This is a genomic window from Bradyrhizobium sp. 482_C4_N1_8 (assembly GCF_052075965.1).
Taxonomy (GTDB): domain Bacteria; phylum Pseudomonadota; class Alphaproteobacteria; order Rhizobiales; family Xanthobacteraceae; genus Bradyrhizobium; species Bradyrhizobium barranii.
On sequence record NZ_CP197231.1, the window covers coordinates 2,532,687 to 2,549,344 of the forward strand.

The following is a 16,658-nucleotide window of genomic DNA, read 5'->3' on the forward strand; positions in this document are numbered from 1 at the left end:
ATCGGCCAACTCTCAGTGCTTTCCACGATCAGAGGATAGGCGTGAGCCAGGCAAGAAGCCCGTTAGTGATGATTAGGAGGTGTTAGATTTTGTGCGAGCGCATGAAGTGTGACAGCCCGCCGCAGGACGTTTGATTTTGTCCAGCATTTCAATTATTTGCGCAGATCGGTGCGGTGTGAGGACATTGCAGAACATCGCGTGGCGATCGATGTGCCGGTATGAGGCCGGCACGGTGCCTTGCTGGACCGCGCATCGACGGCGAGTATAGTCGCCGCGCATTTGAATGAAATGGCCGTCAAGATGAGTCAGAAGTGACCGAACCCCCGGCAGGACATGGCTCGCCCGGCAATGGCGCCGGGGCGAGCCTTGATTTCGACGCAGTCTCGTTCGGACCGTTTTCGCTGCGGTCGCGGTTGCTCGAGAGGGACGGAGCGCCGGTCAAGCTCGGCAGCCGCGCGATGGACATTCTGCGCCTGCTCCTCAGCCGTGCCGGCGAAGTGGTGCCGAAGAACGAGATTCTGAGCTACGCGTGGTCCGGCCTCGCGGTCGAGGAGATCAGCCTGCGCGTCCATGTCGCGGAGCTGCGCAAGGTGCTTGGCGACGGCAAGGACGGGGCCCGCTACATCACCAACGTCCCGAGCCGCGGCTATTGCTTCGTCGCGCCTGTGCAACGTGGCGAGCGCAACGCCGCTCCGGCACTCGCGCCGCGTGCACCTGAAAGAACGGCGGCGCCGGCGGCCTTGCCACACCGGCTGGACCGGATGATCGGTCGGGACGACGTGCTGCCCGAGTTGTCGGCGCGTCTGCTGAGCGACCGCTTCGTCACGCTGCGAGGACCGGGCGGCATCGGCAAGACCACGGTTGCGACCGCGCTCGCGCATGACATGTGGCAGGCATTCGAGGGCCACGTTCATTTCCTCGAATTCGGCCCACTGAAGGACGCCACGCTGGTCGCGAGCACGGTAGCCGCCGCTCTGGGCCTCGTCGTGCATCACGATGATCCCTCAGGCAGCATCGTCAATTTTCTGCGCGGACGGCGGCTGCTTCTCATCCTCGACAGCTGCGAGCACGTCATCGACGAGGTCGCTCGTTTGGCCGAAAACATCTATCGCGAGGCGCCGGACATCGCGATTCTCGCCACCAGCCGCGAGTCGCTGCTGGTGGAAGGCGAGCAGATCTTCGAGCTCGTTCCGCTGGCCGGCCCGCCGCAAGGGGCGCGCCTCAGCGCCGGCGAAGTGCTGGATTATCCGGCCGCGCAGCTGTTCATCGATCGTGCCGCGGCCGCAGGCCATCGCGGCGATATCACGGACGAGGATGCCGACGTCCTGGCCGAGATCTGCGGCAAGCTCGACGGCATCGCGCTCGCGATCGAGCTCGCCGCCGTGCGCGTCGGCGTCTACGGATTGCGGGAGATGGCCGCGCTGCTCGACTCCAGGCTCAAGCTCGAATGGCGCGGACGGCGAACGGCGCCGCCACGGCAGCAGACGCTCGGCGCGACGCTCGACTGGAGTTTTGGCCTGATCGGCGAGAGCGAGCGGACCGTGCTTCAGCGGCTCGCCATCTTCGCAGGCCCCTTCACGCTCAAGGGGGCGATCGCAGTCGCCGCGGAGGAGGGAACGCCGGGTGATCGTGTCGTCGATGCGCTGGAGCAGCTCGTGGCCAAGTCGCTGGTGTCGGCGCAGCCCGATGGTGCATCGCGACGCTATCGCCTGCTGGATGCCACGCGCGCCTATGCCATGCAGAAGCTGGTCGACGCAGGCGAAGCGGCAGCGATCGCGCGCCGTCACACGGCCTATGTTCAGCGCACGCTCGAAGCCGGCATGGCGGAGCAGGGCGGCGACGACCCGGCTTCGCGCCTGCAGGCGCGCGCGAGCCTGCTCGCAGATGCCCGTGCGGCGTTGGAATGGAGTTTTGCCAACCACGACGGTGCCGCCCTGCGCGTGCCGCTCGCCGGCAGCGCCGCAAGGCTGTTCGTCGAGCTCAACCTGCTGAACGAGGCGCGCATCTGGTCGGGCCGCGCGCTCGCGATGCTCGACGATGCCAACCAGGGCGGCAAATGGGAGCTCGAGCTGCAGTCGACGCTTGGCCACGCCTTCATGTTCACGGAGCGCAACAGCGAGCAGGCCGAGGCCGCACTCCGGCGCGGGCTGGAGATCGCCGAAGCGCTCGACGATCACGCCAATGCGTTCAGGCTGCTGTCGCGGTTGAACATGTTCTATCGCCGCACCGGCGACTACAGGCACCTCGTGCCGACCGCACGCCAGGCCGAGCGCATCGCCCGCCAGATCGGCGATACCGCGGGGATCGCAGGCAGCAAGGCGCTTCTCGGCGTGTCCTATCATCTCGCCGGCGACCAGGCTGAGGCGCTGGCCCATCTCGACGAAGGCGTGCGCGACGACGCCGCGCTGCGCGGGACGGAGCCCGGGCATTTCGCCTATTCGCGCACGCCGCAGATTCCGCTCGCGCGGGTGCTGTGGTTGCGCGGCTTCCCCGACCGCGCACTCGATTGCGTCCGCCCGCTCGTCGGCGCCGCCGCGCCGCGCGACGTGGTGATGCATTGCATTGCGCTGTGCTGGTCATCCTCGGTGTTCGGCTGGGTCGGCGACTGGGCCGCCGTCGAGACGATGACGGGGCGCCTCGCGACCCATGCGAATTTGCACGGACTCGCGCCGTACGAAGCCGTCGCGACCGGCTTTCGCGCGCAGACCATGATCGCCCGCGGCGAGCTGGCCGGCGGTGTCGATCTGCTGCGGAGCGCGCTGCCGCGCCTGCATGCGGATCGCTACGAGCTCTACGCATCCGCGTTCGCCGCGGATCTGTCGCAAGGACTGGCTGCGCTGGGACGGTTGACGGAAGGGCTGCAAGTCCTGCATGAGACGATCGCTCGCGTCGAGCTGGGCGGCGGAGGTTTCGACATGCCCGAGCTCCTGCGCCGGCGTGGCGACCTCGAGGCGCGCACCGGTGATCTCGGTGCCGCCGAAGCGAGCTTCGCCGCATCGCTCGCGCTGGCCGAGCAGCAGGGCGCGCTGTCCTGGCTATTGCGGACGGAGATGTCGCTTGCGGCGCTTCGGCTTCGGCAGGGCATCAAGAATCCGCTCGACGATCTCGCCGCGACCTATGCCCGGTTCTCGGAAGGATTCGAGACGGCCGATTTGAAGGCCGCACGGCTCGTGCTGGACGAGGCATCAGCCTGACAAGGCTCAGTCGAACCGGAAATCCGCGAGATCGATCGACACCATCAGCTCCTCACGCAGCGGCATCAGATCGTCGCCGCGCAGATAGATGCGCCGGCGGGTCGGGAGCTTGAAGCCGTCAACGGTGACGGGATCGGATACGTACTGAGCTGCCGGAAAGTTGCCGGCGATCTCGACCCGGTAATCATGCCGGCGGATCAGCATGTCGGGGCCAAAATAGAAATCCTGCTCGGCGCTGTGGCTTGCGATCACGGTTGGGAACGTCGCCCGCAATCCGCGCCAGACCTCTGCGCCCTCGCGCCAGGGTGCGATCTCCCGGACGTCGAACCCGTCCGCCGCCAGCAGGAACGGCGCAGTCATGTAGGTCCAGAGCGCATAGCCGTTGAAATAGGCGCGATGCAGCGGATCCCAATGCGTGCGCATATCGTGCCGCGCGAACGAGCCGCGCGGATTGTTGCGCTCCGCGACGATGCGGCCGTCCGCGGCCACGATGGCAATCCGCTCCGGGCTGAAGTCGGTGCGCTGGCCGGGCTTGCCGAACGGCTCCACGGAAGCCCGCTCACGATGCAGCTCGATCCGCATCGTGCGCGGCGCCTGGTCCTGATCGACGCCCTTCAATATCCAGAGGTCGCCGCCCGTCACGATCGTGGCGGTGAGTCGCTCGTGGGCATTCCATCGATCGAGCCCGCCATGGGCCTCGATCGCATTCGCCAGCAGCGGAATCATCCGGCCGTTTCCTCTCGCATCGGTGGTGTCGCCCCAATAGAGATACCCCCGTGCGTAGACGATCGCCCGTTAAGCGTTGTTAAGTGCCGTTGGCAGGTCCGGCGCCTAGGCTTCGGCCATGACGCCCAGCACCGCGTCAGCAAAGGCCTTCGGCGCTTCTTGCGGCAGATTGTGGCCGATACCGCCCTTGATGGTCCGGTGCGAATAGCGCCCGGAGAATTTCTTCGCGTAAGCGGACGGTTCCGGATGCGGTGCCCCGTTGGCGTCACCCTCCATGGTGATCGTAGGCACTGCGATCACGGGCGCCTGCGCCAATTTCGCCTCGTCGTCGGCGTATTTCGCTTCGCCTTCGGCGAGGCCCAGCCGCCAGCGATAATTGTGGATCACGATCGCCACATGGTCCGGATTGTCGAACGCCTTCGCGCTGCGATCGAAGGTGGAATCGTCGAAATGCCATTGGGGCGAAGCGAGCTGCCAGATCAGTTTCGAGAAATCGTGGCGGTACTTGTCGTAGCCCTCGCGGCCGCGCTCGGTGGCGAAATAGAACTGGTACCACCATTGCAGCTCGGCCTTCGGCGGCAGCGGCATCTTGCCGGCCTGCTGGCTGCCGATCAGGTAACCGCTCACCGAGGCCATCGCCTTGACCCGCTCCGGCCAGAGCGCAGCGATGATGTTGGCGGTGCGCGCACCCCAGTCGAAGCCAGCAATCGTCGCCTTGTCGATTCCGAGCGCGTCCATCAGGGCGACGATGTCGGCCGCGATCGCCGCCGGCTGCCCGTTCCGCATCGTCGCGTCGGAGAGGAAGCGCGTGCTGCCGTAGCCGCGCAGGTAAGGCACGATCACGCGACGCCCGGCTGCAGCGAGCAGCGGTGCGACGTCGACGAAGGCGTAGATGTCATAGGGCCAGCCATGCAGCAGGATCACGGGCGGGCCATCCGCGGGACCCGCCTCGGCATAGCCGACATTGAGGAGGCCGGCGTCGATCTGTTTCAGGGACGCGAACGCGGTGTTGGCGCCGGGCTTGACGACGGTGGCGGACTTCGCCGGCTTCGCCGTAGCCGTCGTGCTCAGCGCAAGCTGGGTCGCGGCGAGCGCCATGGCAGCCCTGCCGACGAAACGACGTCGTTCGTGGCTGATGTTGTCGGTCATGCGTGCCTCCTGTGGTCAGTGCATTGTGCAAGTCGCCGTCAGCCCTTGTGCCCGTCCAGACGCGCAAGGAAGTCGCGGACCAGCGTGGCGATCTCGTCGGTCGCCTCGTCGAGCGCGAAATGGCCGGCTTCGAGGATGTGGACCTCCGCATCCGGCACATCGTCGCGATAGGCCGAAGCGCCGGCGACGGCGAAGGACGGATCGTACTTGCCCCAGACCACCAGCGTCGGCGGCCGCGTCTTGCGCAGCCACGCCTGCCACTTCGGATAGGAGGCGACGTTGGTCCGGTAATCCAGGAACAGCGTGGTCTGGATCTCGGCCTCGCCGGGACGCGTCAGGAACGCGTATTCGTCGGTCCAGCTATCGGGGTCGTAACGCTCGGGGTGCGGGCTGGAGCCGAGGTGCCGCTGGCGCGTCGCGGCCAAGGATGTGAAGTTGGCCTTGAGCGCCTCGAGCTCATGCGCCGGATCGGCCCAATATCTGCGACGAGCTTCCCAGAGCGGGCTCAAGCCTTGCTCATGCGAAACGGCATTCTGGATCATGATGGCGCGGACGCGCTCGGGATGCGCCAGCGCCATGCGGAAACCGACCGGACCGCCATAGTCCTGCATGAACAGCACGTAGTTGGTCAGGCCGAGCTTGTTCGTCAGCTCGCCCATCACGCCGGCGATGTTGTCAAAAGTGTAGGTGAAGTCGGACGGCGACGGCGCGCTGCTGTTGCCGAAGCCGGGATAATCAGGCGCGATCAGGTGATATTTGTCGGCGAGCAGCGGCAGCAGGGGTTCCCACATCCGCGACGAGGAGGGAAAGCCGTGCAGCAGCAGCACGGTCGGCGCGTCGGCGGGCCCGGCCTCGCGGTAGAAGATATTGAGACCCCCGATATCGATGGTGTGATAGCTGATCGAGCGTCGGCTCGACCGCAGATCCTGTGCCGAGGCCTGCACGGTGGTGCAGGCGAGGGCGGCCGAGAGGGCGAGGGTGGCTGGAATGTTCATGTCATCGCTCCGATGTGGGCGTGTCGCGTCGAGAGGTGCCGGCGCGTCATGCGCCGGCAACCGCTCTGACGGGATTGACCGGCACGCTGCCACCGTGATCGCTGTTGTGCGCAGCAGCTTCCGCTCGCCGGATCACATTCGTAAGCTCCGGCGTAAAGCTTTCGTCATCGTCCTCGATGTGTCCGGTCAGTGCCAGGGCGGTGCTCATTGATGAGCACCGCTCCGATGCGAGCCTGACTTACGCGGCCGACTTCGCCTTCTTGGCCAGGGCGGCGAGCAGCGTCTGCGCGGCCGGGCCGGAGGAGTGCGGATTCTGTCCCGTGATGAGCTGGCCCGCGCTGACGACGTGTACGCCCCAGTTCGCCGTTTTCGAGAAGACCGCGCCGAGCTTCAACATCTCGTCCTCGACGAGGAACGGAACGACATGGGTCAGGCCCACGTCCTCTTCCTCGCCGTTGGTGAAGCCGGTCACTTCCTTGCCCTCGACCAAAGGCTTGCCATCGGGCGTCTTGACGTGGCGCAGCGCACCGGTCGAGTGACACACCACCGCGATGGTCTTGCCTGCGGCGAGGAACGATTCGATCAGCTTGACCGAGTCCTTGTCTTCGGCGAGGTCCCACATCGGGCCGTGACCGCCGGGATAGAACAGCGTGTCGAAGTCTTCTTGCTTGACGCTGTCGAGGCGCACGGTCTTGTCGAGCTGGGCTTCAGCGGCGGCGTCCGCCTCGAAGCGCAGCGTCAGGTCGGTGCGGAACTCGGGCTCGTTGCTCTTGGGATCGAGTGGCGGCCGGCCGCCCTTGGGCGAAGCCAGCGTGATCTCCGCGCCGGAATCCTTGAACACGTAGTAGGGGGCGGCGAGCTCCTCGAGCCAGAACCCGGTCTTGCGTCCGGTGTTGCCGAGCTGGTCGTGGGAGGTGATAACCATAAGAATCTTCATGACGATCTCCTTGAATGCGTTCGCTGCAATGACGCATTCCCTCGTGGTGGAGGTGCGCCGGCCTCGGTCTCGTCGAGCACGACACTTGTTCGTTGCTCGTGAGCCCAATGTTGCACCCAAGGCCGCGTGTTAGCTCGTTATGTATTGTTAGGCGTTGAGAGCAGTGAACGGTTCCAGCTCTCGCGCGTCGCCACCGCTACTCGAACACGGCGTCGAAGATCTCGACGTCCATCAGCACGGGCTTGGCGACCACGCTTCCATCAGGCCGCAGCGTCTGCACACGCCGCAATGTCGGCACGACGATGCCGCCGAAGCTGTCATGGGCCCAGGAATAATGTGCGACCTTGTTTCCGAACAGATCGTGATCCGTCCGCCGTTGCAGCGCGTTCTCGTCGAAGTAGAAGATCTGCTCGGGCGCGAGCGTGATCAGGTTCGGCGGGAACTGCGCGCGCAGCCGACGCCACGTGTCAGCGTTTTCGCGCCACGGCGGAAGCTCCTCCGTGACGACGTCGGGATGGGCGAGCAGAAATGGGGTGGTCAGATAATTCCAGATCGCAACGCCGCAGAAGAAGACGAGGTGCAATTCGTCCGCGAGCGCAGGAGAGCCGGTCTCGGGAAATGTAGGGCTCGGGTTATCCCAGGTGCGCAGGACCTCACCCTCGAGGCTCTCGATCGTGATCGCGTCGGGTTGAAAGCAGCCGGAGTGTTCACCCCCGGTGATGCCGGTGAAGCGGACCGACTGGGCGCGGGTCGAGCCCTCCGCCGTCACGTCCTTGAATTCGCTGGCATGTCCGGCGCTGGAGAACAACGAGCCGCCGACGGAAAGGTGGAGCGTGAATCGGGTCAAGCTATTCCAGCGGGCCATACCGCCGCTGGCATCAATTACATCGTCAAGAAGCGCCATATCCCGCCATATCCACCGTGAAGTGCCACCACCATGGCGGGGCGGATGCGGCTTGGCGTGTTAGAAGTTGTTAGGACTTGCGAGCAGGTGCTTGGACGGTATCCCGTTGAAGATACTGTCAATTCAGCGCGCTCAGGAGCTCCCTGGCGGCCACGAGATCGCGGGTCTGGAGGCCTTCTTGGTATCGCGCGACGAGCGGGGCGAGCAGAGCGCGTGCTTCGCCCGCTTGTCCGGTCTGGCGCCAGACCCGGCCGAGGCTGATCGCCCCCCGCAGCTCCCAGCCGAGCGCGCACTGCCGGCGCGACAGATCGAGCGATTTTCGGAAGCAGCGCTCGGCCTCCGCGGTGTTTCCCGACCGGACAAGGATGTCGCCCTTGACCCGGAGCATCTCCGGCATGTCGAAGGATTCGCCATGATCTGGAATCTGCGCAATGGCCTCATTGATCGTGCGCAGGGCCTCGTCCGGCTGGTTCTCCGCCACGAGGCCCTCCGCCAGCGCCGTCGCAAACACCGTCGTCATGATCCGGTGCCGCGTCGCGTACAGCGTGGCCTGGCTGCGGCGAAGATGCTCGATCCCGCCGGCGGTGTCGCCGCGGCGAAGCATGAGCTCGCCCTTCTGGCCGATGCCGACGGCGTGATAGGGACCGAGGAAGTGCCGCGCCGAATGGTCGATCAGCCGCTCGATCAGGATTTCGGCATTGGCCCAGTCGCCGACCCAGAGGAACACGTAGATCGTCCAGATCAGGGAGATGCCGAGGGTGAGGGGTTGTTCGAGCAGTTCGGCCTCGCGAACGGTGTATCTCGCCGCCTCGATCGCGCGATCGGGCCGGCCGGTGAGCCAGAGCCCGCGCGCCAGCGCGACCAGCGCGACGATGCGGTCATCATAACCGAGATGCCCGATGTTCAGCCGCTGCGAGCCGGGATTGTGCACCATCGCGCTCTCGCAGAACTGCACGGCCTTGTCCTGATTGCCGATCAGATGGTGCGCGACGCCCAGCATCCATTCCACATTCAGCGCGGCGGCAGGATCATTCAGCTTGCGCGCAACGCTCTCGCCCTGCTCGCCGGTGCCGAGCGCGCCGTGAAAATCCCCGACCCTGGTCAGGTAGATGTGCAATCCGCGCAGCAGCCAGAGCTGCCAGTGCAGATCCTCGAGATCCCGCGCAAGCTGAAGACTGCGCGTGAACGCCGACCGGACCGCTTCGGTATTGCCCTGCGTGAACATCACGGAGACGCCGAGCGCGGCCTGCAACGTCATCTCCTGGCGGTGGTCGACCGAATTCGTATCGAGAGAGACCAGCGCCTGCTTCGTCCAGCGATAGCACTCTGTCAGCAATGTCAGTTCGAGGAAAAACTGGGCCGCCGAAGCCGCCAGATCCACGCCGATCGTTCGGTTGGCGCTATCCGAAAAGCTCCAGGTCAGCGCGGCCCTGACATTGGGCAAATGGTCGGCATAGGGAAGGAAGCCGCCCGCGGTCTGCATGCCCGTGGATTTGAGCGCGATGTCGCGCAGGAAGTCGCGGAAATATTCGGCGTGAGCGCGCGCGACACGGGGCGCTTCGCCGTTCTCGACGAGCTTCGCGCCGACGAAGGCGCGGGTGGTGTCGAGCAGACGATAGCGCAGCCGCCGCTCCGCGGGTGAGGTTGCGATCAGCGATTTGGAGAGCAGGTTCGAGATCGCCTCGACCGCCTCGGGCTCGCTGATGCCTTGGCTGAAGGCAACGGCGAGCGCGGCCTCCATCGTGAATGGCCCGACGAACACCGACAAACCGCGCAGCGTCGCGCTTTCGGCTGCCGGCAACAGATCATAGCTCCAGGCGAGCGCCGCGCTCAGGGTCTGGTGCCGCGGGATCGCGGTACGGCGTCCCCGCCACAGCAGCGCGAAGCGGCTGTCGAGCAGCGAGGCGGTTCCGGCAATGCCATAGGCGTTCACGCGTCCGGCGGCGAGCTCGATCGCGAGCGCGATGCCGTCCAGTCGCCGGCAGATCTCGGCGACAAGCGGTGCATCCTCCTCGCTCAGTTCGAATTCGCCCAGGCTCTCGGCAATGCGTTCCACGAAGAGCTGGCTTGCGGGATAGGCAAGGATGTCGGAGATGCCGAGCCCGTCGCGCTGGGGCGGGCAGTCCAGCGGAAACAACCGGTGGACGCGTTCGCCTTCGGTACGAAAGGATTCGCGGCTGGTGGCGAGAATATGCAGCTCGGGCGCTTCCTGGACGATGTGCTCGGCCAGGGGCGCGAGTTCGTCGATGATGTGCTCACAGCTGTCGAAGATCAGCAGCATCCGACGGTTGCGCAGCACCGTCAGCAGGCCCGGCATCGGGTCCTCGGAATTGACGGTCAGGCCGAGCGTGGCGGCGATGGTGCTTGGAACGAGCCTGGCATCCGTCAGCGCGCCGAAATCAACGAAGTTGACCTGACCGTCGAAGGCCTCGAGCTCGCGATGCGCGACGGCGAGCGCGACGGAAGTCTTGCCAATCCCGCCGGGGCCGACAATTGTCACGAAGCGATGCTGCGCAAGCTCGGTGGAAATCCGCTCGACCGCGTCGTCTCGTCCGATCATCCTGGCAAGCGGCGGCGGGAGTATGTGAGGCGACGGGACGGCCGGGCCTGTCCGCGTCTCCGACGATTCGGACCGGACCAGCGGGCTCGCGAAGCAATAGCCACGGCCGGGCACGTTGACGACATAGCGGGAGCCTTCGCCGGCATCCCCCAAGGCCTTGCGTAGCGTCGTGATGTGGAAGCGCAGGCTGCCTTCATCGACCGTCACGTCGGCCCAGACGCGCTTGATCAACTCACGCTTGTCGATGACCTCGCCGGCGCGCTCGACGAGAAAAATGAGGATGTCGAGTGCGCGGCCGCCGAGGTGAAGCGGAGCGCCGTCCTTCTCGAGCAGGCGCGACCTTGCGTACAGCCGGAATGGCCCGAAGGAAATCGCCGCATCCTGGTCGTTAGTGTCCACCACGCGCCAATGAATCCAGTGAAGGGGCTGTTGTCCGCATCCTGATCTAGCAGAACGAGGTTATGAGTAAACTGGTCGAAAGTGGCGAAATCGCGCGGCAAGTCATTCGGCCGCACCGGGATGATGCGTGACAAATTTCGCTTAAACGCGAGCGGCTTGGGAAGCGATCGGGACGACCCGTCAGCGTGCTTGACCGTCGAGAGGACGGTCTGGCCGCCAACTTGTGCCGCCGATCATAACAAAATCTTGCAACGTCTAACGAGCAAAACGCGCGCGGTGCATCCAGTATAGGCTTCGAGTTAGGTCCTAGGTCCAATGGGGAGGCTATCATGTCCGCTATCGGCTTGGAGACGAGCGACCATTTCGCTCGATCTCAGCACATTGCCAGCCTTGATGATCAGTCGCGTGATTGGGAACTCGTGCTGCGGGAATCCCACCATCGGATGAAGAACACGCTGACGCTGCTGGGTGCGTCAGTCCGCCGCGACTTCTCGCGGCCGGGCACCAGGGACATGTCGGGCGCGGTGGACCGGTTCGAGCAGCGCATCGTCGCGTTCGGCAGGCTCTATCAGCTCTTGTCCGACATCGACAGTCTGTCCGCCGTCTCCGTCGAGACCTTCTTCGAAAACCTGTGCGAGGCGCTCTCCGAGGCAGTGCTGGAACCGGCCAGCATCCGCTGCGAGGCCGCGATCGAGAGCGGGGCGCTGCCGGCATCGCAGTGTCATCGGCTGGCGTTGATGCTGACGGAGCTGGTCACGAATGCCGCCAAACATGCCTTCCCGAACAGGAACGATGCGCTGATCCGGATCGAAATGGCCAACCGCGACGGCGCCTGGCTCTGCACGGTGGCTGACAACGGCATCGGCGCGACCGGTCCGCTTCAGGGCACCGGCAGCCGCATCCTTGAAGGGCTCGCACGCAGTATCGACGCGCGGTTGCAGGGCGAGGCGAGCCAGGGCGGCACACGCGTGACGATCGTGATGCCCACTGCCGCTTGAAGCTCGCTTCAATTTCAACTCAGGGAGTTCGACATGGCCGGCACCGAAATCGACCGCGACGCCGCGGCCGGGTCTCCGAACACATCTTCGACACCGCGTGGCGTTGATCTGAAGCTCGAGATCGTCGTCATTCCCGTGTCGGATGTCGACCGCGCCAAGGCGTTCTACACGCGCCTCGGCTGGCGATTGGACGCCGATTTTGCCTCAGGTGACGAATGGCGCGTGATCCAGTTCACGCCGCCGGGTTCGGCCTGTTCGGTGATCTTCGGCAAGAACGTCACACCGGCAGCGCCCGGTTCGGCGCGCGGGCTGTACCTGATCGTCTCCGATCTGGCGGCGGCGCGACAGGATCTGCTCGACCGTGGCATCGCGGTGAGCGCACCATTCCATGGTGCGGGCGACGTTCACGCCGGTCCGGACGAGCCGTATCTGTTCGGCAGCGTCCGGGTCAGCGGTGCTGACCCGAAGCGCGGCAGCTACAGCTCGTTTGCCTCGTTCAGCGATCCCGACGGTAATGGCTGGCTGTTCCAGGAGGTCACGACGCGACTGCCTGGACGCATCGCGGGTGACGGCACGACATTTGCCTCAACGGCCGATCTGGCCGCAACCCTGCGACGTGCCGCTGTCGCGCATGGTGAGCACGAGAAGCGCATCGGCGGACACGACGAGAACTGGGCGGATTGGTACGCCGACTACATCGTCCGCGAGCAGGCCGGTCAACCGCTGCCCTCCTGAGTTGTAATGAACATATCGCCTGAATTCACAGACAGGGCGCGCGCCGATTGAACTCGTCGCGCGCCGTGCCGCTTCTGCATCGCGCGCATCGTCATCGTCGCTCGCTCTCCTGCATCCCGCGGACTCGCAACGGCTAACGCGGCCTAACAACCGATAACGAGCTAATTGCCAGGACCTGCGCCAATCTCTCTTCAGGACGAACCGACGCGTCGATTTCGAAATTCGGTTGGCGTCACCGACCAAAGCAAGGGAGATCTGCCATGACAACGCAAGCACGAGCCGACATTCTCAATCCCGACCGTCGTCAGTTGCTGAGCCAGGCCGCAATGACCGCGGTCGCCGCCAGCGTGGCGAGCCTGCTGCCGCTGCATCCGGCAAAGGCCGCTGCAAGCGGCGCGATCCGCCCGTTCCGCGTCAGCGTGCCCGAGGAAGATCTGCTTGACCTCCGCCGCCGCCTCGCAGCGACACGCTGGCCCGATCGCGAGATCGTCGCCGACCAATCGCAGGGCGTGCAGCTCACGACGCTTCAGCAGCTCGTGCGGTACTGGCAGAACGACTACGACTGGCGGAAGATGGAAGCGCGGCTGAACGCCTTGCCGCAATTCGTCACCGAGATCGACGGCGTCGACATCCACTTCATTCACATCCGCTCCCGCCACGAGAACGCGCTGCCGATGGTCGTCACGCATGGCTGGCCGGGCTCGATCATCGAGCAGATGAAGATCGTCGGCCCGCTCACCGACCCCACCGCGCATGGCGCGAAGGCCGCGGATGCATTCGACCTGGTGATCCCCTCGCTTCCGGGCCACGGTTTCTCCGGCAAGCCGACGGAGCTCGGCTGGGATCCCCAGCGCATCGCGCGCGCCTGGATCGTGCTGATGAAGCGCCTCGGCTACAACCGCTACGTGGCGCAGGGCGGCGATTGGGGCAATGCCGTCACGGAGCAGATGGCGGTGATCGCGCCGCCGGAGCTGCTCGGCATTCACACCAACATGCCCGCCACCGTTCCCGACGACATCGCCAAGGCGCTTCAGCCCGGCGGGACGCGGCCACCGAACCTCTCGGCCGACGAGCGCATTGCCTACGACCAGCTCGATGATTTCTACAAGCATGGCCTCGGCTACGCCATCGAGATGTCGAACCGGCCGCAGACGCTCTATGGCCTCGTCGACTCGCCGGCCGGTCTTGCATCCTGGATGCTCGATCACGACGGACGCAGTGCTGCGATGATCGCGCGGGTGTTCGACGGCAAGACCGAAGGCCTGTCGCGGGACGACGTGATCGACAACATCACGCTCTACTGGCTCACCAACACCGCGGTCTCGTCGGCGCGGCTCTACTGGGAGAACAAGCTGGTGTTCTTCGCGCCCAAGCACATCAAGATCCCGGTCGCCGTCAGCGTGTTCCCTGACGAGATCTATGCCGCGCCGCGCAGCTGGGCCGATAAGGCCTATCCGAAGCTGATGCACTACAACCGCCTCGACAAGGGCGGCCACTTCGCAGCCTGGGAGCAGCCCGCGCTGTTCTCTGCGGAAATGCGCACCGCCTTCCGTCCGCTGCGCCAGTCGATCTGAACCGAGCAGCGGACGCGCGCTGCCGTGCGTCCCTTTTCCGAACACACATATCAGGAGTGCCAACAATGAACCGCCCCGTACAGATCTTCACCACCGAAGACATTCGCCTGGAGCGCCGCCTGCCGACATACTGGCGCGTCACCTTCGACATGCCGCCGGTGAACATCTTCGGCCCAAAGCACCTTCCGCTGCTCAACGACATCATCACCGCGATTGAGACCGATCCGGACGTGAAGGTCGTCGTATTCGACAGCGCCGTCGAACGCTTCTTCATCACGCATTACGACTTCCTGGCGCCGCTGGAGGACTCTCTCGGTGTTCCTCCGGGTCCGACCGGCCTGCAGGCGCTGCCCGACATGCTGGTGCGCCTCAGCCGCGCGCCGGTCGTCTCCATTGCCTCGATCCGGGGCCGTGCGACCGGGGTCGGCAGCGAGCTCGCGCTGGCGAGCGACATGCGCTTTGCCAGCCGCGAGAAGGCGATCCTGTCGCAATGGGAGGTCGGCGCGGGACTCGTGCCCGGCGGCGGGCCGATGGCCCGGTTGCCGCGGCTGATGGGCCGAGGCCGTGCGCTCGAAGTGTTGCTCGGCGCCGATGACATCCACGGCGATCTCGCCGAGCGTTACGGCTACGTGAACCGTTCGCTGCCGGATGCCGAGCTCGACGGCTTCGTCGAGGCGCTCGCCATGCGCATTGCGTCGTTCGACAAGGAGGCGATCGCAGAGACCAAGCGTCTCGTCGATGTTGCGAGCCTGCCGCCGGATGACGAGATCAAGCCGGAGTGGGACGCGTTCCTGGCCGCGCTCGGCCGTCCCGCCAGCCAGACCCGCATCAAGGCGCTGATGGCGCGCGGTTTCCACCGCACCGGCGACGTCGAGAACCGGCTGGGCTTCCATGTGGGTCAAATCAGCGGCTAACGGAACCGCTGTGGCGTTCGGCCGGTTGGAGGGGTGACAGGCGGTCGTGCCAATGTCGCTTTCCTCCGCTACCGAGCGCCGGTGCTAAAACCAACCTAAAAACCAGCAAGGAGAATTGAGATGATCCGCAAGGCAACAGCAGTCTGGAAGGGCACCGGTCGCGACGGCACCGGCAATCTCTCGAGCGAATCCGGCGTGCTCGCCGGCACACCCTATTCGTTCAAGACCCGCTTCGAGAACGAGAAGGGCACCAATCCCGAGGAGTTGATCGCCGCAGCCCATGCCGGTTGCTTTACCATGGCACTGGCCTTCGGCCTTCAACTCGCCGGCTTCACGCCGGACGAGCTGTCGACGGAAGCCGCCATCACGCTCGAGCCGGAAGGCAAAGGCTTCAAGATCAGCAAGTCGGCACTGACCCTCCGCGCCAAGGTGCCGAACCTTGACGACGCAGGTTTCGCCAAGATCGCCGGCGAGGCCGAGAAAAACTGTCCGGTGTCGAAGGTGCTCAACGCCGCGATCACGCTCGACGCCAAATTGACCTGATCCAACACAGGGAGCGGTGCCATGCCTCGTCAAGATCTGCCTCGCCAGCATCAGCCGGATGAAGACAGGTTCCGGGCGATCTTGCCCGAGGACATCGCTTGGCAACCGTTCCCTGCGTTCCCGCCGGGCGCGCGGCTGGCGGTGATGGTCGGCCATCCCAATGAACCCGGACCTTACGTGGTCCGGGTGAAGGTGCCCGGGGGCACGAAACTGATGCCGCACAAGCATCCGGAAGATCGCATCTACACGGTCATGTCGGGTGTGTTCTACATCGGCCTCGGCGAACGTTTTGATGGCAACCAGGTGAAAGCCTATCCGCCGGGCAGCGTCATCGTGCTGCCCGGCGAGACCTGGCATTTTCACTGGGCGAAGTCCGGCGAATACGTCACACAGGTCTCCGCCATCGGGCCGCTGGGCCTCGAATATCACGATGACCCGCGCTTGCATCCGGCAGCGGACAAGTGCTGACTATCTCGACGAAATCAATGGAGCATCAGATGACGACAGAGCGCGCAGTTTTGGCCGGAGGCTGTTTCTGGGGCATGCAGGATCTGGTCCGCAGGCAACCGGGGGTGATCTCCACCCGTGTTGGTTACACTGGCGGGCATGTGAAGAACGCCACCTACCGCAATCACGAGGGCCACGCCGAGGCGATCGAGATCATCTTCAATCCCGCCAAGACGAGCTTCCGGACCATGCTGGAGTTCTTCTTCCAGATCCACGATCCCACCACGCTCAACCGCCAGGGCAATGATCTGGGCACGAGCTACCGCTCGGCAATCTTCTATACGAGTGACGAGCAGAAGAGAGTCGCGGAAGACACCATCGCCGATGTCGAGGCGTCAGGTCTTTGGCCCGGCAAGGTGGTGACCGAGGTTGCGCCCGCAGCGGAGTTCTGGGAAGCCGAGCCCGAGCATCAGGATTATCTCGAGCGCTATCCCGATGGCTACACCTGCCACTTCATCCGGCCCGACTGGAAGCTGCCAAGGCGCGCGGCCGCCGTGGGAGGCTAGCCGGATTGTCGCGCACG

15 protein-coding genes are annotated in these 16,658 nt (G+C 65.1%); 8 read left to right on the top strand and 7 right to left on the bottom strand.

Translation table 11 applies throughout. From position 1 onward, the window contains the following. Window positions 1-311 precede the first annotated feature (311 nt). Entirely contained in the window at window positions 312-3,194 is a 2,883-nt protein-coding gene (locus AB7Z56_RS11705; protein ID WP_283017287.1) for an ATP-binding protein, read from the top strand. Between the two features lie 6 nt (window positions 3,195-3,200). Here AB7Z56_RS11705 and AB7Z56_RS11710 read toward each other — a convergent pair whose 3' ends face one another. The 7 genes from AB7Z56_RS11710 to AB7Z56_RS11740 form a co-directional block, all read right to left on the bottom strand. Then, entirely contained in the window at window positions 3,201-3,920 is a 720-nt protein-coding gene (locus tag AB7Z56_RS11710) for a hypothetical protein (RefSeq protein WP_283017286.1), read from the bottom strand. A gap of 105 nt (window positions 3,921-4,025) precedes the next feature. After that, window positions 4,026-5,069, bottom strand: coding sequence for an alpha/beta fold hydrolase (locus tag AB7Z56_RS11715; protein WP_283017285.1), 1,044 nt, complete (start codon window positions 5,067-5,069; stop codon window positions 4,026-4,028). A gap of 38 nt (window positions 5,070-5,107) precedes the next feature. Beyond that, entirely contained in the window at window positions 5,108-6,064 is a 957-nt protein-coding gene (locus tag AB7Z56_RS11720) for an alpha/beta fold hydrolase (RefSeq protein WP_283017284.1), read from the bottom strand. Window positions 6,065-6,110: 46 nt separating this feature from the next. Further along, complete coding sequence (locus AB7Z56_RS11725; protein ID WP_283017283.1) at window positions 6,111-6,272, bottom strand: hypothetical protein; 162 nt, start codon at window positions 6,270-6,272, stop codon at window positions 6,111-6,113. Window positions 6,273-6,302: 30 nt separating this feature from the next. Next, window positions 6,303-7,001 (bottom strand): type 1 glutamine amidotransferase domain-containing protein, encoded by a 699-nt coding sequence (locus tag AB7Z56_RS11730; protein ID WP_283017282.1) that lies wholly within the window; start codon window positions 6,999-7,001, stop codon window positions 6,303-6,305. A gap of 196 nt (window positions 7,002-7,197) precedes the next feature. Continuing rightward, window positions 7,198-7,905 carry a hypothetical protein gene (locus tag AB7Z56_RS11735; protein ID WP_283017281.1) on the bottom strand — a complete coding sequence of 236 codons (708 nt, stop codon included), beginning with the start codon at window positions 7,903-7,905 and terminating at the stop codon, window positions 7,198-7,200. Between the two features lie 118 nt (window positions 7,906-8,023). Further along, complete coding sequence (locus tag AB7Z56_RS11740; RefSeq protein WP_283017280.1) at window positions 8,024-10,867, bottom strand: ATP-binding protein; 2,844 nt, start codon at window positions 10,865-10,867, stop codon at window positions 8,024-8,026. A 326-nt stretch (window positions 10,868-11,193) separates the two neighbouring features. On the opposite strand from AB7Z56_RS11740, the gene AB7Z56_RS11745 reads away from it, so the two are divergent. The 7 genes from AB7Z56_RS11745 (at window position 11,194) to msrA (ending at window position 16,641) form a co-directional block, all read left to right on the top strand. Continuing rightward, window positions 11,194-11,862: a sensor histidine kinase gene (locus AB7Z56_RS11745; RefSeq protein WP_283017279.1), complete on the top strand. Its 669-nt coding sequence runs from the start codon at window positions 11,194-11,196 to the stop codon at window positions 11,860-11,862. Window positions 11,863-11,895: 33 nt separating this feature from the next. After that, window positions 11,896-12,597 (top strand): VOC family protein, encoded by a 702-nt coding sequence (locus tag AB7Z56_RS11750; protein WP_283017278.1) that lies wholly within the window; start codon window positions 11,896-11,898, stop codon window positions 12,595-12,597. Window positions 12,598-12,857: 260 nt separating this feature from the next. Further along, window positions 12,858-14,171, top strand: coding sequence for an epoxide hydrolase family protein (locus tag AB7Z56_RS11755; RefSeq protein ID WP_283017277.1), 1,314 nt, complete (start codon window positions 12,858-12,860; stop codon window positions 14,169-14,171). 65 nt (window positions 14,172-14,236) lie between these two features. Next, window positions 14,237-15,085, top strand: coding sequence for an enoyl-CoA hydratase/isomerase family protein (locus AB7Z56_RS11760; protein WP_283017276.1), 849 nt, complete (start codon window positions 14,237-14,239; stop codon window positions 15,083-15,085). 120 nt (window positions 15,086-15,205) lie between these two features. Further along, entirely contained in the window at window positions 15,206-15,628 is a 423-nt protein-coding gene (locus AB7Z56_RS11765; RefSeq protein ID WP_166343305.1) for an OsmC family protein, read from the top strand. A 21-nt stretch (window positions 15,629-15,649) separates the two neighbouring features. Then, window positions 15,650-16,096: a cupin domain-containing protein gene (locus AB7Z56_RS11770; RefSeq protein ID WP_354234449.1), complete on the top strand. Its 447-nt coding sequence runs from the start codon at window positions 15,650-15,652 to the stop codon at window positions 16,094-16,096. Between the two features lie 29 nt (window positions 16,097-16,125). Then, complete coding sequence (gene msrA / locus AB7Z56_RS11775) at window positions 16,126-16,641, top strand: peptide-methionine (S)-S-oxide reductase MsrA (protein ID WP_283017274.1); 516 nt, start codon at window positions 16,126-16,128, stop codon at window positions 16,639-16,641. Window positions 16,642-16,658 lie beyond the last annotated feature (17 nt).

Excerpts from the sequence above, each read along its gene's own strand:
- AB7Z56_RS11710 (WP_283017286.1), bottom strand. The coding sequence starts at position 3,920 with ATGATTCCGCTGCTGGCGAATGCGATCGAGGCCCATGGCGGGCTCGAT.
- AB7Z56_RS11755 (WP_283017277.1), top strand. The coding sequence starts at position 12,858 with ATGACAACGCAAGCACGAGCCGACATTCTCAATCCCGACCGTCGTCAG.
- AB7Z56_RS11745 (WP_283017279.1), top strand. The coding sequence starts at position 11,194 with ATGTCCGCTATCGGCTTGGAGACGAGCGACCATTTCGCTCGATCTCAG.
- AB7Z56_RS11765 (WP_166343305.1), top strand. The coding sequence starts at position 15,206 with ATGATCCGCAAGGCAACAGCAGTCTGGAAGGGCACCGGTCGCGACGGC.
- AB7Z56_RS11770 (WP_354234449.1), top strand. The coding sequence starts at position 15,650 with ATGCCTCGTCAAGATCTGCCTCGCCAGCATCAGCCGGATGAAGACAGG.
- AB7Z56_RS11730 (WP_283017282.1), bottom strand. The coding sequence starts at position 7,001 with ATGAAGATTCTTATGGTTATCACCTCCCACGACCAGCTCGGCAACACC.
- msrA (WP_283017274.1), top strand. The coding sequence starts at position 16,126 with ATGACGACAGAGCGCGCAGTTTTGGCCGGAGGCTGTTTCTGGGGCATG.
- AB7Z56_RS11760 (WP_283017276.1), top strand. The coding sequence starts at position 14,237 with ATGAACCGCCCCGTACAGATCTTCACCACCGAAGACATTCGCCTGGAG.
- AB7Z56_RS11715 (WP_283017285.1), bottom strand. The coding sequence starts at position 5,069 with ATGACCGACAACATCAGCCACGAACGACGTCGTTTCGTCGGCAGGGCT.
- AB7Z56_RS11735 (WP_283017281.1), bottom strand. The coding sequence starts at position 7,905 with ATGGCGCTTCTTGACGATGTAATTGATGCCAGCGGCGGTATGGCCCGC.
- AB7Z56_RS11750 (WP_283017278.1), top strand. The coding sequence starts at position 11,896 with ATGGCCGGCACCGAAATCGACCGCGACGCCGCGGCCGGGTCTCCGAAC.
- AB7Z56_RS11725 (WP_283017283.1), bottom strand. The coding sequence starts at position 6,272 with ATGAGCACCGCCCTGGCACTGACCGGACACATCGAGGACGATGACGAA.
- AB7Z56_RS11720 (WP_283017284.1), bottom strand. The coding sequence starts at position 6,064 with ATGAACATTCCAGCCACCCTCGCCCTCTCGGCCGCCCTCGCCTGCACC.